Genomic DNA, 15,717 nt, shown 5'->3' with positions numbered 1-15,717 from the left:
GCCGGGGCCGGGACGCCCCGGCCCCGCTGTCCTCACGCCGTGCGGTGCACCTTCGAGTTGGACGCCTGGGCGCGGGGGCGGACCACCAGGAGGTCGATGTTGACGTGGCTGGGGCGGGTGACCGCCCAGTTGATCGTGTCGGCCACGTCGTCGGCGGTGAGGGGGGCGTCCACGCCCGCGTAGACCTTGGCGGCCTTGTCCGTGTCGCCGCGGAAGCGGGTGGTGGCGAACTCCTCGGTCTTGACCATGCCCGGGGCGATCTCGATGACGCGGACGGGGGTGCCGACGATCTCCAGGCGCAGGGTCTCGGCCAGGACGTGTTCGCCGTGCTTGGCGGCCACGTAACCGCCGCCGCCCTCGTAGGTGGAGAGGCCGGCCGTCGAGGAGAGGATGACGACCGTGCCGTCGCCGCTCGCGGTGAGCGCGGGGAGCAGGGCCTGGGTCACGTTGAGCGTGCCGATGACGTTCGTCTCGTACATCTGGCGCCAGTCCTGCGGGTCGCCCGTGGCGACCGGGTCGGCCCCGAGCGCGCCGCCCGCGTTGTTGACCAGGACGGCCAGGCTGCGGAACGCGGTGGCGAACTCGTCCACCGCCGCGCGGTCGGTGACGTCCAGCGCGTAGGCCGTCGCCTGGTGGCCGGCCTCCGTGATCTCGGCGGCCAGGGCCTCGATGCGGTCCTTGCGGCGGGCGGTGAGCACGACGCGGTAGCCGGAGGCCGCCAGCTGCCGGGCGGTCGCGGCGCCGATGCCGCTGCTCGCTCCGGTGACGACGGCGATGGGGGTTGCGGCCATGGTCGGGCTCTCCTCGGACGGCTGAACGGTACGGTCGAACGGGGCCAGGATAGGCAGGCCGGGCCGGGATCAGTGGTTGCGGGGGGCGTACATGATCAGGGCCATCCCGGCCAGGCAGACCAGCGCGCCGGTCACGTCCCAGCGGTCCGGCCGGTAGCCGTCGGCGGCCATGCCCCAGGCGATGGAGCCCGCCACGAAGACCCCGCCGTACGCCGCGAGCACCCGCCCGAACTCGCCGTCCGGCTGGAGCGTCGCCACGAAGCCGTATGTGCCCAGCGCGATGATCCCCGCGCCGATCCAGGCCCACCCGCGGTGCTCGCGCACGCCTTGCCAGACGAGCCAGGCGCCGCCGATCTCGAAGAGCGCGGCGAGGACGAACAGGGCGACGGAGCGGAGCACGGACATGGGAGCAGGGTGTCACGAGCCGGCGAGCCCGTGCGGTGACCTGGGGCTTCGTACACTCTCCGCATGCCGCCGAAGCCGTCCCCCCGCCGCAGCACCCTGCTGGCCGAGCTGTCCGTCGTGTCGCGGCGCTACATGGCCGCGTACGCGCTGTTCAACCAGGCCGTCGCCGACCGGCTGGGGCTGCACCCGACCGACCTCCAGTGCCTGAACCTGCTCAGCCTGGAGGCGGGGCCCGTCACCACGGGGCGCGTCGCCGAGCTGACCGGGCTCACCACCGGCTCGGCGACCCGGCTGGTGGACCGCCTCGTGCGGGCGGGTTACGTGACCCGGGCGCGGGACACCGCGGACCGGCGGCGGGTGCTCGTGGCGACCGTGCCCGAGCGCATGGCGGAGTTCGGCGCGGTGTGGCAGCGGCTGCACGGCGGCTGGGACGCGCTGTTCGAGGCGTACGACGACGACGAGGTGGCCCTGCTGCTCGGCCACATGCGGCGGACGGTGGAGCTGAGCACGGCGCAGATCGCGCGGCTGCGGGAGGGCGACGCCTGAGTCCCGGGCCTCAGCCCGCCACCGGGCCGAAGTCGCGGACCGCTTCCGCGACGATCTCCTCCAGGCGGGCGTGGTGCGCGCCCCGCCAGTAGACCCGCCCGCACTCCACGCACTGCGCGAACACGTCGTACGTACGGCGCGTCCCGTGTTCCAGGTGCGGGCCGACCGTGTCCTTGTCGGCCTCCGTCAGCGGGCCGTTGCAGGCGGTGCACCGGGTCCACGGGGCGAGCGCCGGGGCGAACCGCTCCAGGACGTCCCGCAGCTGCTCGTCGGGCCGGTCGCTGTAGACGTACGCCCCGGCCCAGATCTCCCGGCGGTGCAGCAGCCCCCGGTCCCGGGAGAGCAGGACGCGCCGCTCCTTCGCGGAGAGCGCGGCCAGGGCCGGGTCGCCGATGTCCTCGCTTTCGTACGCGGCGTCGACGCCGAGCAGCCGCAGCCGCCGGGCGAGGGTGCCGAGGTGGACGTCGAGCAGGAAGCGCAGGGGCGCCCCGGGCACCTGCTGCGGGCGGGACACGGGGCGGACCTCGACCAGTTCCCCGGCGGCCGGGATGTGCGAGGCGGGGGCGGGGCGGCCGTCGACGAGGAGTTCGCCGGCCTCGGTGAGCGGGATGCCCAGGGACTCGACGACATGGCCGAGCGTGGACGAGCCGTCGGTGGTCACCGTCGTCCGCCCCTGCCGGCGGCCGTGGGCCACGAAGAGCCTGAGCTCGGGGGCGACTTCGAGGTGGATCTCCGGTCCGTTCACCCGGTCAGGATGCCATCGGGGGCGGGCGCGCCGCCTGCGGATTTCAGGGCCGGAAGGCGGCGGCGTGCTCGGCGGCCCAGGCGGCGAAGGTGCGGGCCGGGCGGCCGGTCAGCTTCTCGACCCCGTCGGCCACCTCGGCGGGGATGCCGTCGGTGGCCGCCCAGTAGGCGAGCAGCCCTTCGGCGACCTCGGCCGGCATGAAGGGCGCCATGGCTTCCTTCCAGGCGGCCGGGGTCACCTCGTTGACGGCGGCCGGGGTGCCGGTGGCGTCGGCCAGGACGCGGACCTGCTCGGCGGCGCTGAGGGATTCCGGTCCGGTGAGGTGGTACGCGGCGCCCTGGAGGGCGGGGTCGGTGAGCGCGGCGAGGGCGGCTTCGGCGAGGTCCGCCTCGTGGACCGGGCTGCCCTCGCTGCGGGGGAAGGGCAGGTCGACGGGGTGCCCGGAGCGGAACGCCGCCGCCCACCCGTAGGCGTTGGTGGCGAAGGCGCCGGGGCGCAGCAGGGTCGTGGTGAGCGGTGAGGCGAGGAGCGCCTGCTCCACCGCGTGGTGCGCGGCGGCGATCGGGTTGGCCGACGGGTCGGGAACCAGGACCGAGCTGGAGGACAGCACCACGATGTGGCGTACTCCGGCGGCCCTGGCGGCGGTGACGAAGGCGTCGATGTGCGCGGGCTCCGCGTACAGGAAGACGGAGTCGACGCCCTCCAGGGCGGCCGGGAACGTGCCGGGGTCGCCGAGGTCGCAGGTCACGGCGGGGATCCCGGGCGGCAGCGAGAGTTCGGCTGCGTTGCGCGAGGCGGCGCGGACGGGGTGGCCGCCCTGGTGGAGCAGGGTGGTGAGCGCGGCGCCGACGCGGCCTCGGCATCCGGTGACGAGCGTGAGCATGGATCTCCTCAGGGTAGGTGCGCCGCGCATAGGTTGCGCGACGCAGGTAAATATCCAGGAGGCGGCGGCACCCGTCAAACGCATAAGACCGGCCCCGGCGTCAGGCGTCCGGGCGCAGGTCCAGCCGCCAGTCGTTGGTCAGGAGCGGATGGCCCGGCGGGTACTCGATCTCACACTCGCCGAGCAGCGTGAAGCCCACCTTGCGGCAGACGCCGTTCGACGGGCCGTTCTCCACGGACGGATAGGCGTGCAGATAGCGGTGCTTGCGCTCGGCGCGCGCCGCGTCGGCCACCGCGCGGGTCGCGGCCGAGGCGATGCCCCGGCCCTGGAACTCCGGCAGGACCGTCCAGCCCGTCTCGTACACCTCCTGGTCCCGCCAGGTCCGCTCCCAGAAGCCGATGGTGCCCACGGCCTCCGCCCCCTCGGCCAGGGCGACGCGGAACATCCGGCCCCGGCCCGTCCGGTCGGCGCTGAGCGCGACGTAACGGGCATGGCGGGCCATGAGCTGCTGCTCCGTCTCGGGCCCGCCCAGATGGGCCATCAGCTCCGGTGCGTTGGCCCGGCGGAGCAGGTCCAGGTCGTCGTCGGACCAGGGCTCGATGCGTACGGACGAGGCCGCGGCGCGCTGCACAGAGGTCATGGGCGCACTGTAGGCCGCGGCACCGACAGTCAGCGGGTGCCCAGCGCCGTGGGCGGTACGCCGAGCGTCGCCGTGAAGTCCCGTACCAGGTGCGCCTGGTCGCTGTAACCGAGGTCGGCGGCGAGGGCCGCCCAGTCCACGTCCGGGTCCGTCGCGGCGCGCTCCAGCGCCTCGTGGATGCGGTAGCGCAGGATGACCCACTTGGGGCCGACCCCCACGTACGCGGCGAACAGCCGTTGCAGCGAGCGCGCCGACACACCCTCGGCGCGGGCGAGTCCGCCGACGCGCAGGATCGTGCGGTCGGTGCGCACGAGGTCCACCAGGGCCATGGCGAGGTCGGCGCGGGGGTCGGGCTCGGGGGCGAGCGCCAGCAGATACGCGTCGAGCGCGGCGACCCGGTCGTCCTCGTCCGCCGGGTCGAGCACGGCGGCGGGCGGGGCGGGCGGCCCCGGTGGCCCGAACACGTCGGCCGCGGGGAGCCGTCGGCCCGTCCACCGCGAGACGGGCGCCCCGGGCGCGAACGGCCGGAATCCGCCCGGCCGGAACTGCACCCCGCAGACCCGCCCGCGCCCCTCCAGCTTCTGCGTGAACAGCTCCAGGCCGATGCCCGCGACCTCGGCGTGTCCCGCGTCCTCGTCGCCGCAGCCCGCGTGGCGCGCGAAGACGAGGTTGACGCTCGGGTGCGGGACGAGGTGCGAGGCGTACGGCTGGGCGAGGTCCCAGTCGATCAGCCAGTAGTGCTCCAGATGGCGCCGCAGCCCGGGCGCGGGCTCGCGGCGCCGGAACTGTACGTGCGCGAACAGCTCGGGCGCGTCGACGATGCCCCGGGTGTCGCGCCGGGGGCCGTGGTGACCGGCCACGACGGCAGATCCTACGAGTGCTCCCGGTCCTCGGCCAGACCGGCGGCCTGCTGGGTGTAGGGGGACGGCGGCGCGGGGTGCCTGCGCCGCCACCAGGTGCTCGCCACCGTGTAGAGGCCGCTGGCGAGGAGCAGCGCGGGGATGGACAGGGTCAGGAGTGTGTCGCCCATGGCAGCCTCCTTCGGGAGGGCGGTGCCTCCTGCATCGGCAGGGCGGGCGGGGCGACTGAAGATCATTCTTCGGCCATTGAGTGGCTGGATATGGGTGGCCTACAGGTGTCCTTCGAGCATGTGAGCGCAGGCGGGGGCGGGGTTGACGGGGTCGGTGGCTCTCCCGGGAGGAGTCCTGTTTCCGCCATGTCGGCGATCCGACAGCCCGCATGGCTGTGCAAAATTTGATCCGCTGACTAAACCGATCCCATGAGATCCATAACCAGGCGCCGGTTCCTGCCGGCTGCCACCGCGCTGACCATGGCGCTCACCGGATGGGCGGCCGTACCCACCGCGGTGGCGGACACGTCCGGGACACCGCAGCCGAGCGGGGCGCCCGGCACGCCGTACGACATCACTCTGATCACCGGTGACGTCGTGCACTACACCGACCTCCCCGGTGCCCAGGACGTCGTGACGGTCGATCCCGCGGACGACGGCCGGGGCGTACAGGTACAGACCCAGGGCGGCCACACGTACGTGGTCCCGGAACGGGCCAAGTCGTTGCTGGCCGCCGACAAGCTTGACGTGCGCCTGTTCGACGTCACCGAGTTGGCGCGGATGGGATACGACGACGCCCACCACGGCGTCGTGCCGCTGATCGCGACACCCTCCGGCCGAGGCCGGTCGGCCCGGCCCCCGGCAGTTCCCGGAGGCGCGGCGAAGGTACGCACGCTCGGCTCGATCGACGCGACCGTCCTGAGCGTGGGCAAGGGGGGCGCACGGGGCTTCTGGAAGAACGTCGCCCCGGGGGCTGCCCCGCGCGCCCTGGCCGGCGGCATCGGCAAGCTCTGGCTCGACGGACGGGTCACGGCCTCGCTCGCCGACGACACCGCGCAGATCGGAGCGGACACCGCCTGGAAGAAGGGGTACGACGGCAAGGGCGTCAGGGTCGCGGTCCTCGACACCGGCGCCGACCTGGACCACCCGGATCTCGTCGGCCAGGTCGAGGAGTCCAAGAGCTTCGTCGCGGGCGAGACCGTGGACGACGGGAACGGCCACGGCACGCACGTCGCGTCCACCATCGCGGGCACCGGCGCCGCTTCCGGCGGCACGGAGAAGGGCGCCGCGCCGGGCGCCCGGCTGCTGGTGGGCAAGGTGCTCGGCAACTCGGGCTCCGGTGCCGACTCCAACTCGATCGCGGGTATGGAGTGGGCGAAGGAACAGGGCGCCGACATCGTCTCCATGAGCCTGGGATCTCCCCTGCCGTCCGACGGCGACGACCCCATGTCGCAGGCTGTGGACGCCCTTTCGGCCGGTGGCGGCCCGCTCTACGTCATCGCCGCGGGCAACGCGTACGACCCGGGCAGCATCGGCTCGCCGGGCGCCGCGGCCGCCGCGCTGACGGTCGGCGCGGTCGACGGGAACGACGAGCGGGCCCCGTTCTCCAGCCAGGGGCCGCTGGACGGCAGCCACGGGCTGAAGCCGGATGTCTCGGCGCCCGGCGTGGACGTCACCGCCGCCGCCTCGCAGTCCGTGCCCGGCTGGCCCGGCGGGCTCTACCGGACGATGAGCGGCACGTCGATGGCCACACCGCTCGTCTCGGGCGCGGCCGCGATCCTCAAGCAGCGCCACCCCGACTGGAGCGGCGAGCGCATCAAGAACACGCTGATGACGACCGCCGCCCGGACCGCGCAGACGCCCTACGAGGTGGGCACCGGCCGGATCGACGTGGGCGCGGCGGTGGACGCCGGGATCGAGGCGACGGGCTCGGTCGAGGCCGCCGCCTACAACTGGCCGAACGCCGATGCCAGGCCGACGGCCCGTACGATCACCTACCGCAACGACGCCGACCGGGACGTCACCCTCGACCTCTCCACGGGCACCGACGCGGACGCCTACACGCTGTCGGCGTCACGCGTGGCGCTCCCGGCCGGTGGCACCGCCGCCGTCACGCTGACACTCGACCCGTCGAAGGTCGCCGCGGGCACCACCTACTCCGGCCAGGTCACCGCCACCGACGTGGCGACCGGCGCCGTGGCCGCGCACACCGGCTTCGCTCTGTTCAAGGAGCGGGAGATGTACGACTACACGATCAAGGTGCGGGACCGCGACGGGAAGCCCACCACGGACTCGGTCGTCCTCTACGACCCCACCGCCACGGCGCCCACGTACCTCGACGTCGACGGCGAGAGGACGCTGCGGCTGCCTCCGGGCCGCTACACCACCTCGTCGTACATGGACGTCCCCGGGGACGACGCGGACTCGGTCGGCAAGGCATTCCTGCTCGCCCCCGAGGTGACGCTCGGCCCGGACCACCCGCAGGCGACCGTCTCTCTCGACGCGAGCCGGGCGCGCAAGGCGGACGCGAGGACGGAGCGGGAGAGCGAGGCGACCACCGGGATCTTCGGCATCGCGCGCGACTACGCCGGTGCCGCGGACCACGACTGGTCCAGCTCCATGCTCCTGCCCGCCATGTACGACTCCGTGTACCTGACGCCCGCCCAGAAGCCGGCCGAGGGATCGATGAAGGCGTTCCTGCACTGGCGGATGCGGCAGAAGGCCCTTGAGGCACGCACGGGCAGCGGGTTCGACGTCCCCCTCCTCGCCCAGCCGGACACCGCCTACCACGACGGAACCCGCACGCTCCGCACGGTGTACGCGGGCCGGGGCGCGGCCACCGACTACCAGGGTCTCGACGCGCGGGGCAAGGCGGTCGTGATCGATCGAAGCGACGCGGTGACCGCGAGCGCGCGGGCGAAGGCCGCCGCCGACGCGGGCGCCGCGATGCTGCTCGTCGTCAACGACGGGCCCGCCAGGCTGTACCAGAGCTACACCGGCGGCGGGGACGTCACAGTCGCCTCGGTCGGACGCGCGGCGGGCAGCCGGCTGATCGCCGAGGCCCGCTCGGGCAGCGGCGAGCTGCGGACGACCCAGCGGCAGTACCCGGACTACACCTACGACCTGGTGCAGAAGTTCCAGGACGGCATCGAGGCGGAGGCGCTGGACTACCGCCCGCGCAACGGCGACCTCGCCCGCGTGGACAACAGCTTCTACGCCCCGAGCGGGACACCCGGCTTCGGAGGCCGCTACTTCGTGCCCGCCTGGGGTCCCGCGCTCGGCGGTGACGTCTACGAGAGCTACGGACGGTCCGTCACCGAGTACATCACCCCCGGGACGGACGCCCTCGGCGGCTGGTGGGAGCAGCACGAGGGCCTGGGAGGCGCGGCAGGCTACCGCGAGAGCGGCTACACCGCGTCCTACTCCGCCGGGCGGCCGTACGACGGGGCGTGGTTCAAGCCGGTCCAGGCACCGCGCCTCGGCCGGGACTACGCCGTCTACCACACCCGCACCCTGCTGAACTGGAACATCCCGGTGCTCTCGGGCGGCGACGACGGCCACAGCGGCTTCGGCGGCACGGCCCGGACCACGCTGACGCGTGACGGCGTCCAGGTGGCGGCGTTCAACGCCCGGTCCGGCCGGGCGTCCAAGCTGCCCCAGGGCTCCTACGAGCTGACGGTGACCGGCGAACGCTCCAGCGCCGTCTGGACCACGTCGACCCGTACGAAGACCACCTGGGGCTTCGACTACCGGCCGTTGGCCCCCGAGGACCTGGGACGGGCCGACCTGCCCCTGCTGAACCTCGGCTACGACGTCGACACGGACCTGCGGGGAGCGGTGCGAGCGGGCGTGCCCCTCGAACTCGGCCTGCACGCGGAGACGTTTCCCGGTGAGGTGACGGCGAAGAGCGCCACGCTCCAGGTGTCGTACGACGACGGGGAGACCTGGCAGGACGCCCCGCTGCGGCGGACCGGGGACGGGCGGTGGACGACGCGGCTCAGCACGCCGCATGACGCCACGGCGGTGTCGCTCCGCGCGGCCGCCACGGCACCCGGCGGACTCTCGGTTCGGCAGGACGTCATCAGGGCGGTCACGCTGCGCTGACGCGGGTCGCGGGATCACGGGCGGGGGCGGGCCGGCGTACGGTCCGCCCCCGCTCCGTCACACCCAGCCCCGGTCCCGCGCGTACCAGCCGAGCTGGAGGCGCGTCGTCGCGTCGGCCCTGGCCATGAGCGCCTGGAGCCTGCGCTGCACGGTGCGGACCGACAGCCGTACCTGCCCGGCCACCGCCGTGTCCGTGAGACCGGCGAGCAGGAGCCGCAGAATGTGCGCGTCGACCGTGTCGATGTCGGCGTGCGGCTGCTCCTGGTAGGGGCGGGACCGCTGCCACACCTGCTCGAACAGCTCCCGTGCCACGTGGGCCAGGCCGCCGCGCAGGACCACCGCCGGGTCCACTCCGGCCTCGCGCCCGTGCAGGGGCAGCATCGCCACGGCGCCGTCGCAGAGAATCAGCTTGTAGGGGACCTCGGTGACCGTTCGCACCTCGACACCGTCGGCGAGGGACTGCGCGACCTCGTCCGATGCGCCCGGCTCACTCAGGAATCCCTGGTCGACGACGGCGCGCACCCGCACCCGGCGGGAGATGGCCGTCACCTCCGCGCTGTCGGCCGGGGTGACGGCCTGGGGCGCGCCGGCCGAGAAGATGTCGATGGTGCCGCGCGCCGAGAGCTGGAGCTGGAGGTAACGCGTGCGGATCGCCTCCGTCCCCTCGATGATCTCCACGAGATCCCGCTGGGCGCGGTCGGCGGTGGCCGTCCGGTATGTCTCCGCGAGCCTGGCCACGGCCAGTTCGGCCCGCTGGAGGCGCTCGCGCCGGGCCGCGAGTTCGGCCCCGAGGGACACGGCCGGCGGTGCGGCCGCGTAACGGGACCCTTCGGCGACGCGCAGCACCAGCCCCCGGTCCGCCAGGGCGCTCAGGACGTCGGCCGTCCGCCGCGCACTCACTCCGGCCACCTCGGCCAGCTTGCCGGGGCCGGACGACGGGAGCGCGATCAGCGCCTGGTAGACAGCGGCCTCGTCGGCTGTCAGTCCAAGATCCTCCAGGCTCACAGCGGCTCCCGCTTCCGATCTGCGCGCATGCACCGAACCCGTGCGTGCGAAGCATCCCAGATGCGTGCGATGGCCGCCCGGTCAGGGCCAGACCAGGCAGTACGCCTGATGCCCCGCGTCGTGCAGCCGGTGCGAGAAGTCCTGCCACTCGTGCAGCAGCTGGTAGACGTTGAACGCGTCGCTCGGGCCGCCGCGGTCCGGGACCGTGGACCAGATGAAGGCGGCGGCGCCCACCGACTCCTCGCCGACGCCGCGCAGCGGGTCGACCACGGTCATGGGGAGCTTGACCACCGCGTAGTCGGGGTGCAGGACGACCAGTTCCAGCGGGGGGACCTTGTGCAGAGGTATGCCCTGTATGCCCGTGAGGACCATCGCGGCCACCGTCTCCGGCTTGATCTTGGTGAACATGCCGCCCATGCCGAGCTCGTCGCCGCCGAGTTCCTCGGGGCGCATGGAGATGGGCACGCGTGCCGCGGTGGCTCCGTCGGGAGCACCGAAATATTTGTAGGTCACCCCCACCCGGCCACCACTCCCGCTCCCGGCTCCGCCGCCTGTCCGCGCCTCACCGGCCTGTATGCCCTGCGTGTGCTCGGTCTCGCGCCGCCGGTGCCGGCCGCGCCGGGCAGGCTCGGGCCCCGGGCCGTCCGTCCCTTCGCCCACTCCGCCACCGCGATGCATATCTCATCCACCCGACTACTCACTGGGAGGCACAGCCCCCGCCGTGCAACCCGATCATCGTGTCAGTGACCTCCCCCACGGGCGTGCGGTGAAACACCTGTCCGCAAAGACCGTCCGTGGCTCTGACACCATGGCATGTGTGAGCTTTCCCTATGACGCCCCAGTTTCGCAGACGCTTTTCGACCGCGCGTCCCTCGTGACGCCCGGCGGCGTGAACTCTCCTGTCCGTGCCTTCCGTGCCGTGGGCGGTACGCCCCGGTTCATGGTGTCCGGTACCGGTCCGTATCTGACCGACGCCGACGGGCGGGAGTACGTCGACCTCGTGTGCTCGTGGGGGCCGATGATCCTCGGCCACTCCCACCCCGAGGTGATCGCCGCAGTCCAGGAGGCCGTCGCCCGCGGTACCTCGTTCGGTACGCCCGGCGAGGGCGAGGTCGCGCTCGCCGAGGAGATCGTCGCGCGCGTCGAGCCGGTCGAGCAGGTGCGGCTGGTGTCGTCGGGGACCGAGGCGACCATGTCCGCGATCCGCCTCGCCCGCGGGTTCACCGGCCGGGCCAAGGTCGTGAAGTTCGCCGGCTGCTACCACGGCCACGTGGACGCCCTGCTCGCCTCGGCCGGGTCCGGCGTCGCGACCTTCGGGCTGCCGGACACCCCCGGGGTCACCGGCGCGCAGGCGGGCGACACGATCGTGCTGCCGTACAACGACCTGGAGGCCGTGCGCGCCGCGTTCGCCGCGCGGCCCGGCGAGATCGCGTGCGTGATCACCGAGGCGTCGCCCGGCAACATGGGCGTCGTCCCGCCGCTGGACGGGTTCAACGCGGGGCTCAAGGAGCTCTGCGCGGCCAACGGGGCGCTGTACATCTCCGACGAGGTGATGACCGGATTCCGTACGTCGAAGGCCGGCTGGTACGGCGTCGACGGGGTCCGCCCGGACCTGATGACCTTCGGCAAGGTCATGGGCGGCGGCTTCCCGGCCGCGGCGTTCGGCGGGCGCGCCGACGTCATGGCGCACCTGGCCCCGGCCGGCCCGGTCTACCAGGCGGGCACGCTGTCCGGGAACCCGGTCGCCACCGCCGCCGGGCTCGCGCAGCTGCGGCTCCTCGACGACGCCGCGTACGCGAAGGTGAACGCGGTCTCCGCCGAGATCCGGGGTCTGGTGAGCGCCGCCCTGGACAAGGAGGGCGTCGCGCACACCGTCCAGGCGGCGAGCAACATGTTCTCCGTGTTCTTCACGGACGGGCCCGTCCGTGACTACGAGGACGCCAAGCGGCAGGACGCCTTCCGCTTCACCCCGTTCTTCCACTCGATGCTGGCGCAGGGCGTCTACCTCCCGCCGTCCGCGTTCGAGTCGTGGTTCGTGTCCACCGCCCACGACACGCAGGCCGTCGAGCGCATCGCCGCCGCCCTGCCCGCCGCCGCCCGCGCCGCCTCGGAGGCCACCGCATGAGCGAGAAGAACCCCGACGACATCACCGTGGTCCACCTGATGCGCCACGGCGAGGTGCACAACCCGGAGGGCGTGCTCTACGGCCGCCGGCCCGGGTACCACCTCTCCGAGCTGGGCCGGCAGATGGCCGACCGGGTCGCCGAGCACCTGGAGAAGCGCGACATCACGTACGCCGTCGCTTCCCCGCTGGAGCGCGCCCAGGAGACCGCGACCCCGATCGCCAAGGCGCACGGCCTGGACCTCGCCACGGACGAACGGCTCATCGAGGCCGCCAACGTCTTCGAGGGCAAGACCTTCGGCGTCGGCGACGGCGCGCTGCGCAAGCCGGACAACTGGAAGCACCTGACGAACCCGTTCCGCCCGTCCTGGGGCGAGCCGTACATCGAGCAGGTCGTCCGCATGATGGGCGCGCTCGACGCGGCCCGGGACGCGGCCCGGGGGCACGAGGCGGTCTGCGTCAGCCACCAGCTGCCGATCTGGATCGTCCGCAGCTTCGTGGAGCGGCGGCGGCTCTGGCACGACCCGCGCAAGCGGCAGTGCACCCTCGCCTCGCTGACCAGCTTCACGTACCGGGGCGACAAGATCGTCTCCGTCGGGTATTCGGAGCCGGCCCGCGATCTCGTCCCCGCGCATCTGCGGGCCGGTGCGAAGCCGGTGAAGGGGGCGTCGAAGGGGTTCGGCGCGTAGCGGCCCTGCGGGCCTGAGTCCCCGCCCGGGCCGACCTCGGCCGGCGTTTTGTCCTCGATCGCCGGACGGGCTGGAGTTAGTACTTCTGTTCGGTCAACGTCGGGTCTGGTTTCGTAAAGAATTTTGTGCTATCTGGGGGAACCTCCGTGTGGCTCCTCCCATCTAAGCGATTGCCAGTTTGTATGGACTTAAGGCAAAACGACCGCAGATGGGAAGCCGCATGCGTGAGATCAGCCGAAGGGGATTGCTCGGAGCCGGTCTCGGTGCCGCGGCCGCCGCCGGAATGGCGGGGTGCGGCACCACCGGCTCCTCCGGCCCCGGCGCCGGAGACGGAAGCCCGGACCCGGACAAGGGCGCAGCCGGACAGAAGGCGGCCGGCGGAACCTCCAAGGGCACCGGAAACAAGAAGGACGTCCGCGCGATCGGCGACGGTTCCACCGCCTACACCGGGAAGCAGCCGAAGCAGCCGCAGGCCCCCGTGCCGCTGGAGCCGGGGCAGAAGCCGCCGCAGTTCGTGATCTTTTCCTGGGACGGTGCCGGCGAGGTCGGCAACGGGCTCTTCCCGCGCTTTCTGGAACTCGCCCGGGAACACGACGCGTCGATGACCTTCTTCCTCTCCGGCCTCTATCTCCTGCCGGAATCGAAGAAAACGCTCTACCGCCCGCCGAACAACCCCGTCGGCGCCTCCGACATCGGCTATCTCACCGACGGCCACCTCAAGGAGACCCTGAAGAACGTCCGGCAGGCGTGGCTCGACGGCCACGAGATCGGCACCCACTTCAACGGGCATTTCTGCGCCGGCTCCGGATCGGTCGCCAACTGGACGCCGGCCCAGTGGCAGAGCGAAATCGACCAGGCGATCTCCTTCGTCACCCAATGGCGCACCAACACCGGCTGGAACGGCGAGGAATCGCTCCCCTTCGATTACCGCAAGGAACTCGTCGGCGGCCGCACTCCCTGCCTCCTCGGCCAGGACAACCTGCTGCCCACCGCCAAGAAGCTCGGCTGGCGCTACGACGCCAGCTCGCCCGGCGGCACCCAGGTCTGGCCGGTCAAGCGCCAGGGGGTCTGGGACCTGCCGCTCCAGGGCATCCCCTTCCCCGGGCACACCTTCGAAGTCCTCTCCATGGACTACAACATCCTCGCCAACCAGTCGCAGAACTCGACCAGGGGAATGCCCTCCCGCTATCCCGGCTGGCGCGAACAGGCCACGCAGTCCTACCTCAGCGGATTCAAGCGCGCCTACGAGACGAACCGTGCGCCCTTCTACATCGGAAACCACTTCGAGGAGTGGAACGGCGGCATCTATATGGACGCCGTCGAGGAGACGCTCAAGCAGATCGCCGGGAAACCGGATGTGCGCCTCGTCTCCTTCCGGCAGTTCGTGGACTGGCTCGACGTCCAGGACCCGGCGGTCCTCGACAAGCTCCGTACACTCCAGGTCGGTGAAGCGCCCGCGGGCGGCTGGAACACCTTCTTTAAACGAGCCTGACAACGGGCTTTACGGGCACCGAGGGGGGTGCCCAAGATCCCCGGAACGGCCATGCGAAACTTTTCACATGAGCCATGGCCGCGCACCCCGACGCCGCTTCACGCTGCTCGCCGCCCCCCTGGCGGCCGCCGCCCTCGCACTGACGCTGACCGCGTGCGACTCCGGCAACAAGACCACCGGCGGCGGCGACACCAACTTCGTCACGGGCACCGGCGGAATCGCCACCGCGCCCAAGGGCGAGCGCGCCGACGCGCCGGAGCTCGACGGCGAGACCGTGGACGGCAAGCAGCTCGATCTCGCCGACTACAAGGGCAAGATCATCGTCCTCAACGCCTGGGGCTCCTGGTGCGCCCCCTGCCGGCTCGAAGCGAAGTACTTCAAGCAGGTCGCCGAGGCCACCAAGGACAAGGGCGTGCAGTTCGTGGGCATCAACACCCGCGACAACTCCAAGAGCAACGCCGCCGAGTTCGAGAAGAGCCACGAGACCCCCTACCCCAGCTTCTACGACCGGACCGGGAAGCTCCTGCTCCGCTTCCCCAAGGGCACCTTCAGGCTCCAGTCCATCCCGTCGACCGTGGTGATAGACCGGGACGGCAAGCTCGCCGCCCGCTTCGTGGGCCCGATGGACGACACCGATCTGCACAAGATGCTCGACCCGCTGATCGCGGAGAAGTGATCAGGTGAGCACCCTCGCCGCCGCCATGCAGAACAACACCGTCCTGAACGGTGCCCTGCTGGTCGCCCTGCCCATCGCCCTGCTCGGCGGGCTCGTCTCCTTCTTCTCGCCCTGCGTCCTGCCGCTCGTCCCCGGCTACCTCAGCTACGTCACCGGGGTCAGCGGCGCCGACCTGGCCGAGGCCCGGCGCGGCCGGATGGTCGCGGGCGCCTCGCTCTTCGTCGCCGGCTTCACCGCCGTGTTCGTCTCCGGCGGCGCCCTCTTCGGCTACTTCGGCGACACCCTCCAGGCCAACAGCGGGCCCCTCACCAAGGTGCTCGGCGTGCTGATGATCCTCATGGGCGTCTTCTTCATGGGCCTCATGCCGTGGATGACGCAGCGCGAATTCCGTATCCACCGGAAACCGGTGACCGGCCTGGTCGGCGCCCCGCTGCTCGGCGCCCTCTTCGGCATCGGCTGGACCCCGTGCCTCGGGCCCACGCTCAGCTCGGTGTCCATCCTCGCGATGAACCAGGGCACCGCCGGGCGCGGCGCCATACTGACCGTGGCCTACTGCCTGGGCCTGGGCATCCCCTTCGTGCTCGCCGCCGTCGCCTTCCGCAAGGCGCTCGGCGCGTTCGGCTGGGTCAAGCGCCACTACGCCTGGGTGATGCGCATCGGCGGCGGAATGATGATCGTGACCGGGCTGCTCCTGCTCACAGGCGCGTGGGGCAGCATGATGCAGGAACTACAGGGCTGGTCGGACGGCTTCCAGGTGGGGATCTGAGTA

The 15,717-nt window shown here is 72.2% G+C and carries 16 protein-coding genes; 7 read left to right on the top strand and 9 right to left on the bottom strand.

From position 1 onward, the window contains the following. Positions 1 to 32 precede the first annotated feature (32 nt). Both ACZ6C6_RS22195 and ACZ6C6_RS22190 read right to left on the bottom strand, forming a co-directional pair. Entirely contained in the window at positions 33 to 791 is a 759-nt protein-coding gene (locus tag ACZ6C6_RS22195; RefSeq protein ID WP_469204988.1) for an SDR family NAD(P)-dependent oxidoreductase, read from the bottom strand. Positions 792 to 860: 69 nt separating this feature from the next. Continuing rightward, positions 861 to 1,196: a YnfA family protein gene (locus ACZ6C6_RS22190; protein ID WP_365682059.1), complete on the bottom strand. Its 336-nt coding sequence runs from the start codon at positions 1,194 to 1,196 to the stop codon at positions 861 to 863. A gap of 63 nt (positions 1,197 to 1,259) precedes the next feature. On the opposite strand from ACZ6C6_RS22190, the gene ACZ6C6_RS22185 reads away from it, so the two are divergent. Continuing rightward, entirely contained in the window at positions 1,260 to 1,742 is a 483-nt protein-coding gene (locus ACZ6C6_RS22185) for a MarR family winged helix-turn-helix transcriptional regulator (RefSeq protein ID WP_469204987.1), read from the top strand. A 10-nt stretch (positions 1,743 to 1,752) separates the two neighbouring features. On the opposite strand, the gene ACZ6C6_RS22180 is transcribed toward ACZ6C6_RS22185, so the two are convergent. The 5 genes from ACZ6C6_RS22180 to ACZ6C6_RS22160 form a co-directional block, all read right to left on the bottom strand. After that, entirely contained in the window at positions 1,753 to 2,487 is a 735-nt protein-coding gene (locus ACZ6C6_RS22180) for a Mut7-C RNAse domain-containing protein (RefSeq protein ID WP_469204986.1), read from the bottom strand. 43 nt (positions 2,488 to 2,530) lie between these two features. Continuing rightward, a complete protein-coding gene (locus tag ACZ6C6_RS22175) occupies positions 2,531 to 3,370 on the bottom strand; it encodes an NAD(P)H-binding protein (RefSeq protein WP_469204985.1) in 840 nt (279 codons plus the stop codon). 100 nt (positions 3,371 to 3,470) lie between these two features. Further along, positions 3,471 to 4,010, bottom strand: a complete 540-nt coding sequence (locus ACZ6C6_RS22170) for a GNAT family N-acetyltransferase (RefSeq protein ID WP_469204984.1) — start codon at positions 4,008 to 4,010, stop codon at positions 3,471 to 3,473. Positions 4,011 to 4,039: 29 nt separating this feature from the next. Then, positions 4,040 to 4,870 (bottom strand): AraC family transcriptional regulator, encoded by an 831-nt coding sequence (locus tag ACZ6C6_RS22165; RefSeq protein WP_469204983.1) that lies wholly within the window; start codon positions 4,868 to 4,870, stop codon positions 4,040 to 4,042. 11 nt (positions 4,871 to 4,881) lie between these two features. Beyond that, the gene (locus ACZ6C6_RS22160; RefSeq protein WP_469204982.1) at positions 4,882 to 5,040 is read right to left on the bottom strand and encodes a hypothetical protein; all 159 of its coding nucleotides are present in this window, start codon (positions 5,038 to 5,040) and stop codon (positions 4,882 to 4,884) included. 249 nt (positions 5,041 to 5,289) lie between these two features. On the opposite strand from ACZ6C6_RS22160, the gene ACZ6C6_RS22155 reads away from it, so the two are divergent. Beyond that, on the top strand, positions 5,290 to 8,964 hold the full coding sequence (locus ACZ6C6_RS22155; protein WP_469204981.1) for a S8 family peptidase: 3,675 nt from the start codon (positions 5,290 to 5,292) through the stop codon (positions 8,962 to 8,964). Between the two features lie 57 nt (positions 8,965 to 9,021). Here ACZ6C6_RS22155 and ACZ6C6_RS22150 read toward each other — a convergent pair whose 3' ends face one another. Next, the gene (locus ACZ6C6_RS22150; RefSeq protein ID WP_469204980.1) at positions 9,022 to 9,969 is read right to left on the bottom strand and encodes a helix-turn-helix domain-containing protein; all 948 of its coding nucleotides are present in this window, start codon (positions 9,967 to 9,969) and stop codon (positions 9,022 to 9,024) included. Positions 9,970 to 10,050: 81 nt separating this feature from the next. Further along, positions 10,051 to 10,647 (bottom strand): hypothetical protein, encoded by a 597-nt coding sequence (locus tag ACZ6C6_RS22145; RefSeq protein WP_405937373.1) that lies wholly within the window; start codon positions 10,645 to 10,647, stop codon positions 10,051 to 10,053. Positions 10,648 to 10,777: 130 nt separating this feature from the next. Between ACZ6C6_RS22145 and hemL the strand changes: the two genes are divergently transcribed. The 5 genes from hemL (at position 10,778) to ACZ6C6_RS22120 (ending at position 15,714) form a co-directional block, all read left to right on the top strand. Continuing rightward, on the top strand, positions 10,778 to 12,094 hold the full coding sequence (gene hemL, locus ACZ6C6_RS22140; protein ID WP_469205035.1) for a glutamate-1-semialdehyde 2,1-aminomutase: 1,317 nt from the start codon (positions 10,778 to 10,780) through the stop codon (positions 12,092 to 12,094). Further along, complete coding sequence (locus ACZ6C6_RS22135; protein ID WP_161211123.1) at positions 12,091 to 12,780, top strand: histidine phosphatase family protein; 690 nt, start codon at positions 12,091 to 12,093, stop codon at positions 12,778 to 12,780. Before hemL ends, ACZ6C6_RS22135 begins: the two co-directional genes overlap by 4 nt. 220 nt (positions 12,781 to 13,000) lie before the next feature. Further along, positions 13,001 to 14,272, top strand: coding sequence for a polysaccharide deacetylase family protein (locus tag ACZ6C6_RS22130; RefSeq protein WP_469204979.1), 1,272 nt, complete (start codon positions 13,001 to 13,003; stop codon positions 14,270 to 14,272). Between the two features lie 67 nt (positions 14,273 to 14,339). Continuing rightward, on the top strand, positions 14,340 to 14,948 hold the full coding sequence (locus tag ACZ6C6_RS22125; RefSeq protein WP_469204978.1) for a TlpA family protein disulfide reductase: 609 nt from the start codon (positions 14,340 to 14,342) through the stop codon (positions 14,946 to 14,948). A gap of 25 nt (positions 14,949 to 14,973) precedes the next feature. After that, a complete protein-coding gene (locus ACZ6C6_RS22120; RefSeq protein WP_469205034.1) occupies positions 14,974 to 15,714 on the top strand; it encodes a cytochrome c biogenesis CcdA family protein in 741 nt (246 codons plus the stop codon). The last annotated feature ends 3 nt before the right edge of the window (positions 15,715 to 15,717 follow it).

This window comes from Streptomyces sp. NPDC041814, assembly GCF_055590565.1.
The sequence above is the reverse complement of the archived record's forward strand: the minus strand, read 5'-3'. Positions and strand labels throughout refer to the sequence as shown.

Excerpts from the sequence above, each read along its gene's own strand:
- ACZ6C6_RS22120 (WP_469205034.1), top strand. The coding sequence starts at position 14,974 with ATGCAGAACAACACCGTCCTGAACGGTGCCCTGCTGGTCGCCCTGCCC.
- ACZ6C6_RS22125 (WP_469204978.1), top strand. The coding sequence starts at position 14,340 with ATGAGCCATGGCCGCGCACCCCGACGCCGCTTCACGCTGCTCGCCGCC.
- hemL (WP_469205035.1), top strand. The coding sequence starts at position 10,778 with ATGGCATGTGTGAGCTTTCCCTATGACGCCCCAGTTTCGCAGACGCTT.
- ACZ6C6_RS22170 (WP_469204984.1), bottom strand. The coding sequence starts at position 4,010 with ATGACCTCTGTGCAGCGCGCCGCGGCCTCGTCCGTACGCATCGAGCCC.
- ACZ6C6_RS22195 (WP_469204988.1), bottom strand. The coding sequence starts at position 791 with ATGGCCGCAACCCCCATCGCCGTCGTCACCGGAGCGAGCAGCGGCATC.
- ACZ6C6_RS22160 (WP_469204982.1), bottom strand. The coding sequence starts at position 5,040 with ATGGGCGACACACTCCTGACCCTGTCCATCCCCGCGCTGCTCCTCGCC.
- ACZ6C6_RS22155 (WP_469204981.1), top strand. The coding sequence starts at position 5,290 with ATGAGATCCATAACCAGGCGCCGGTTCCTGCCGGCTGCCACCGCGCTG.
- ACZ6C6_RS22185 (WP_469204987.1), top strand. The coding sequence starts at position 1,260 with ATGCCGCCGAAGCCGTCCCCCCGCCGCAGCACCCTGCTGGCCGAGCTG.
- ACZ6C6_RS22135 (WP_161211123.1), top strand. The coding sequence starts at position 12,091 with ATGAGCGAGAAGAACCCCGACGACATCACCGTGGTCCACCTGATGCGC.
- ACZ6C6_RS22190 (WP_365682059.1), bottom strand. The coding sequence starts at position 1,196 with ATGTCCGTGCTCCGCTCCGTCGCCCTGTTCGTCCTCGCCGCGCTCTTC.
- ACZ6C6_RS22130 (WP_469204979.1), top strand. The coding sequence starts at position 13,001 with ATGCGTGAGATCAGCCGAAGGGGATTGCTCGGAGCCGGTCTCGGTGCC.
- ACZ6C6_RS22175 (WP_469204985.1), bottom strand. The coding sequence starts at position 3,370 with ATGCTCACGCTCGTCACCGGATGCCGAGGCCGCGTCGGCGCCGCGCTC.
- ACZ6C6_RS22145 (WP_405937373.1), bottom strand. The coding sequence starts at position 10,647 with ATGCATCGCGGTGGCGGAGTGGGCGAAGGGACGGACGGCCCGGGGCCC.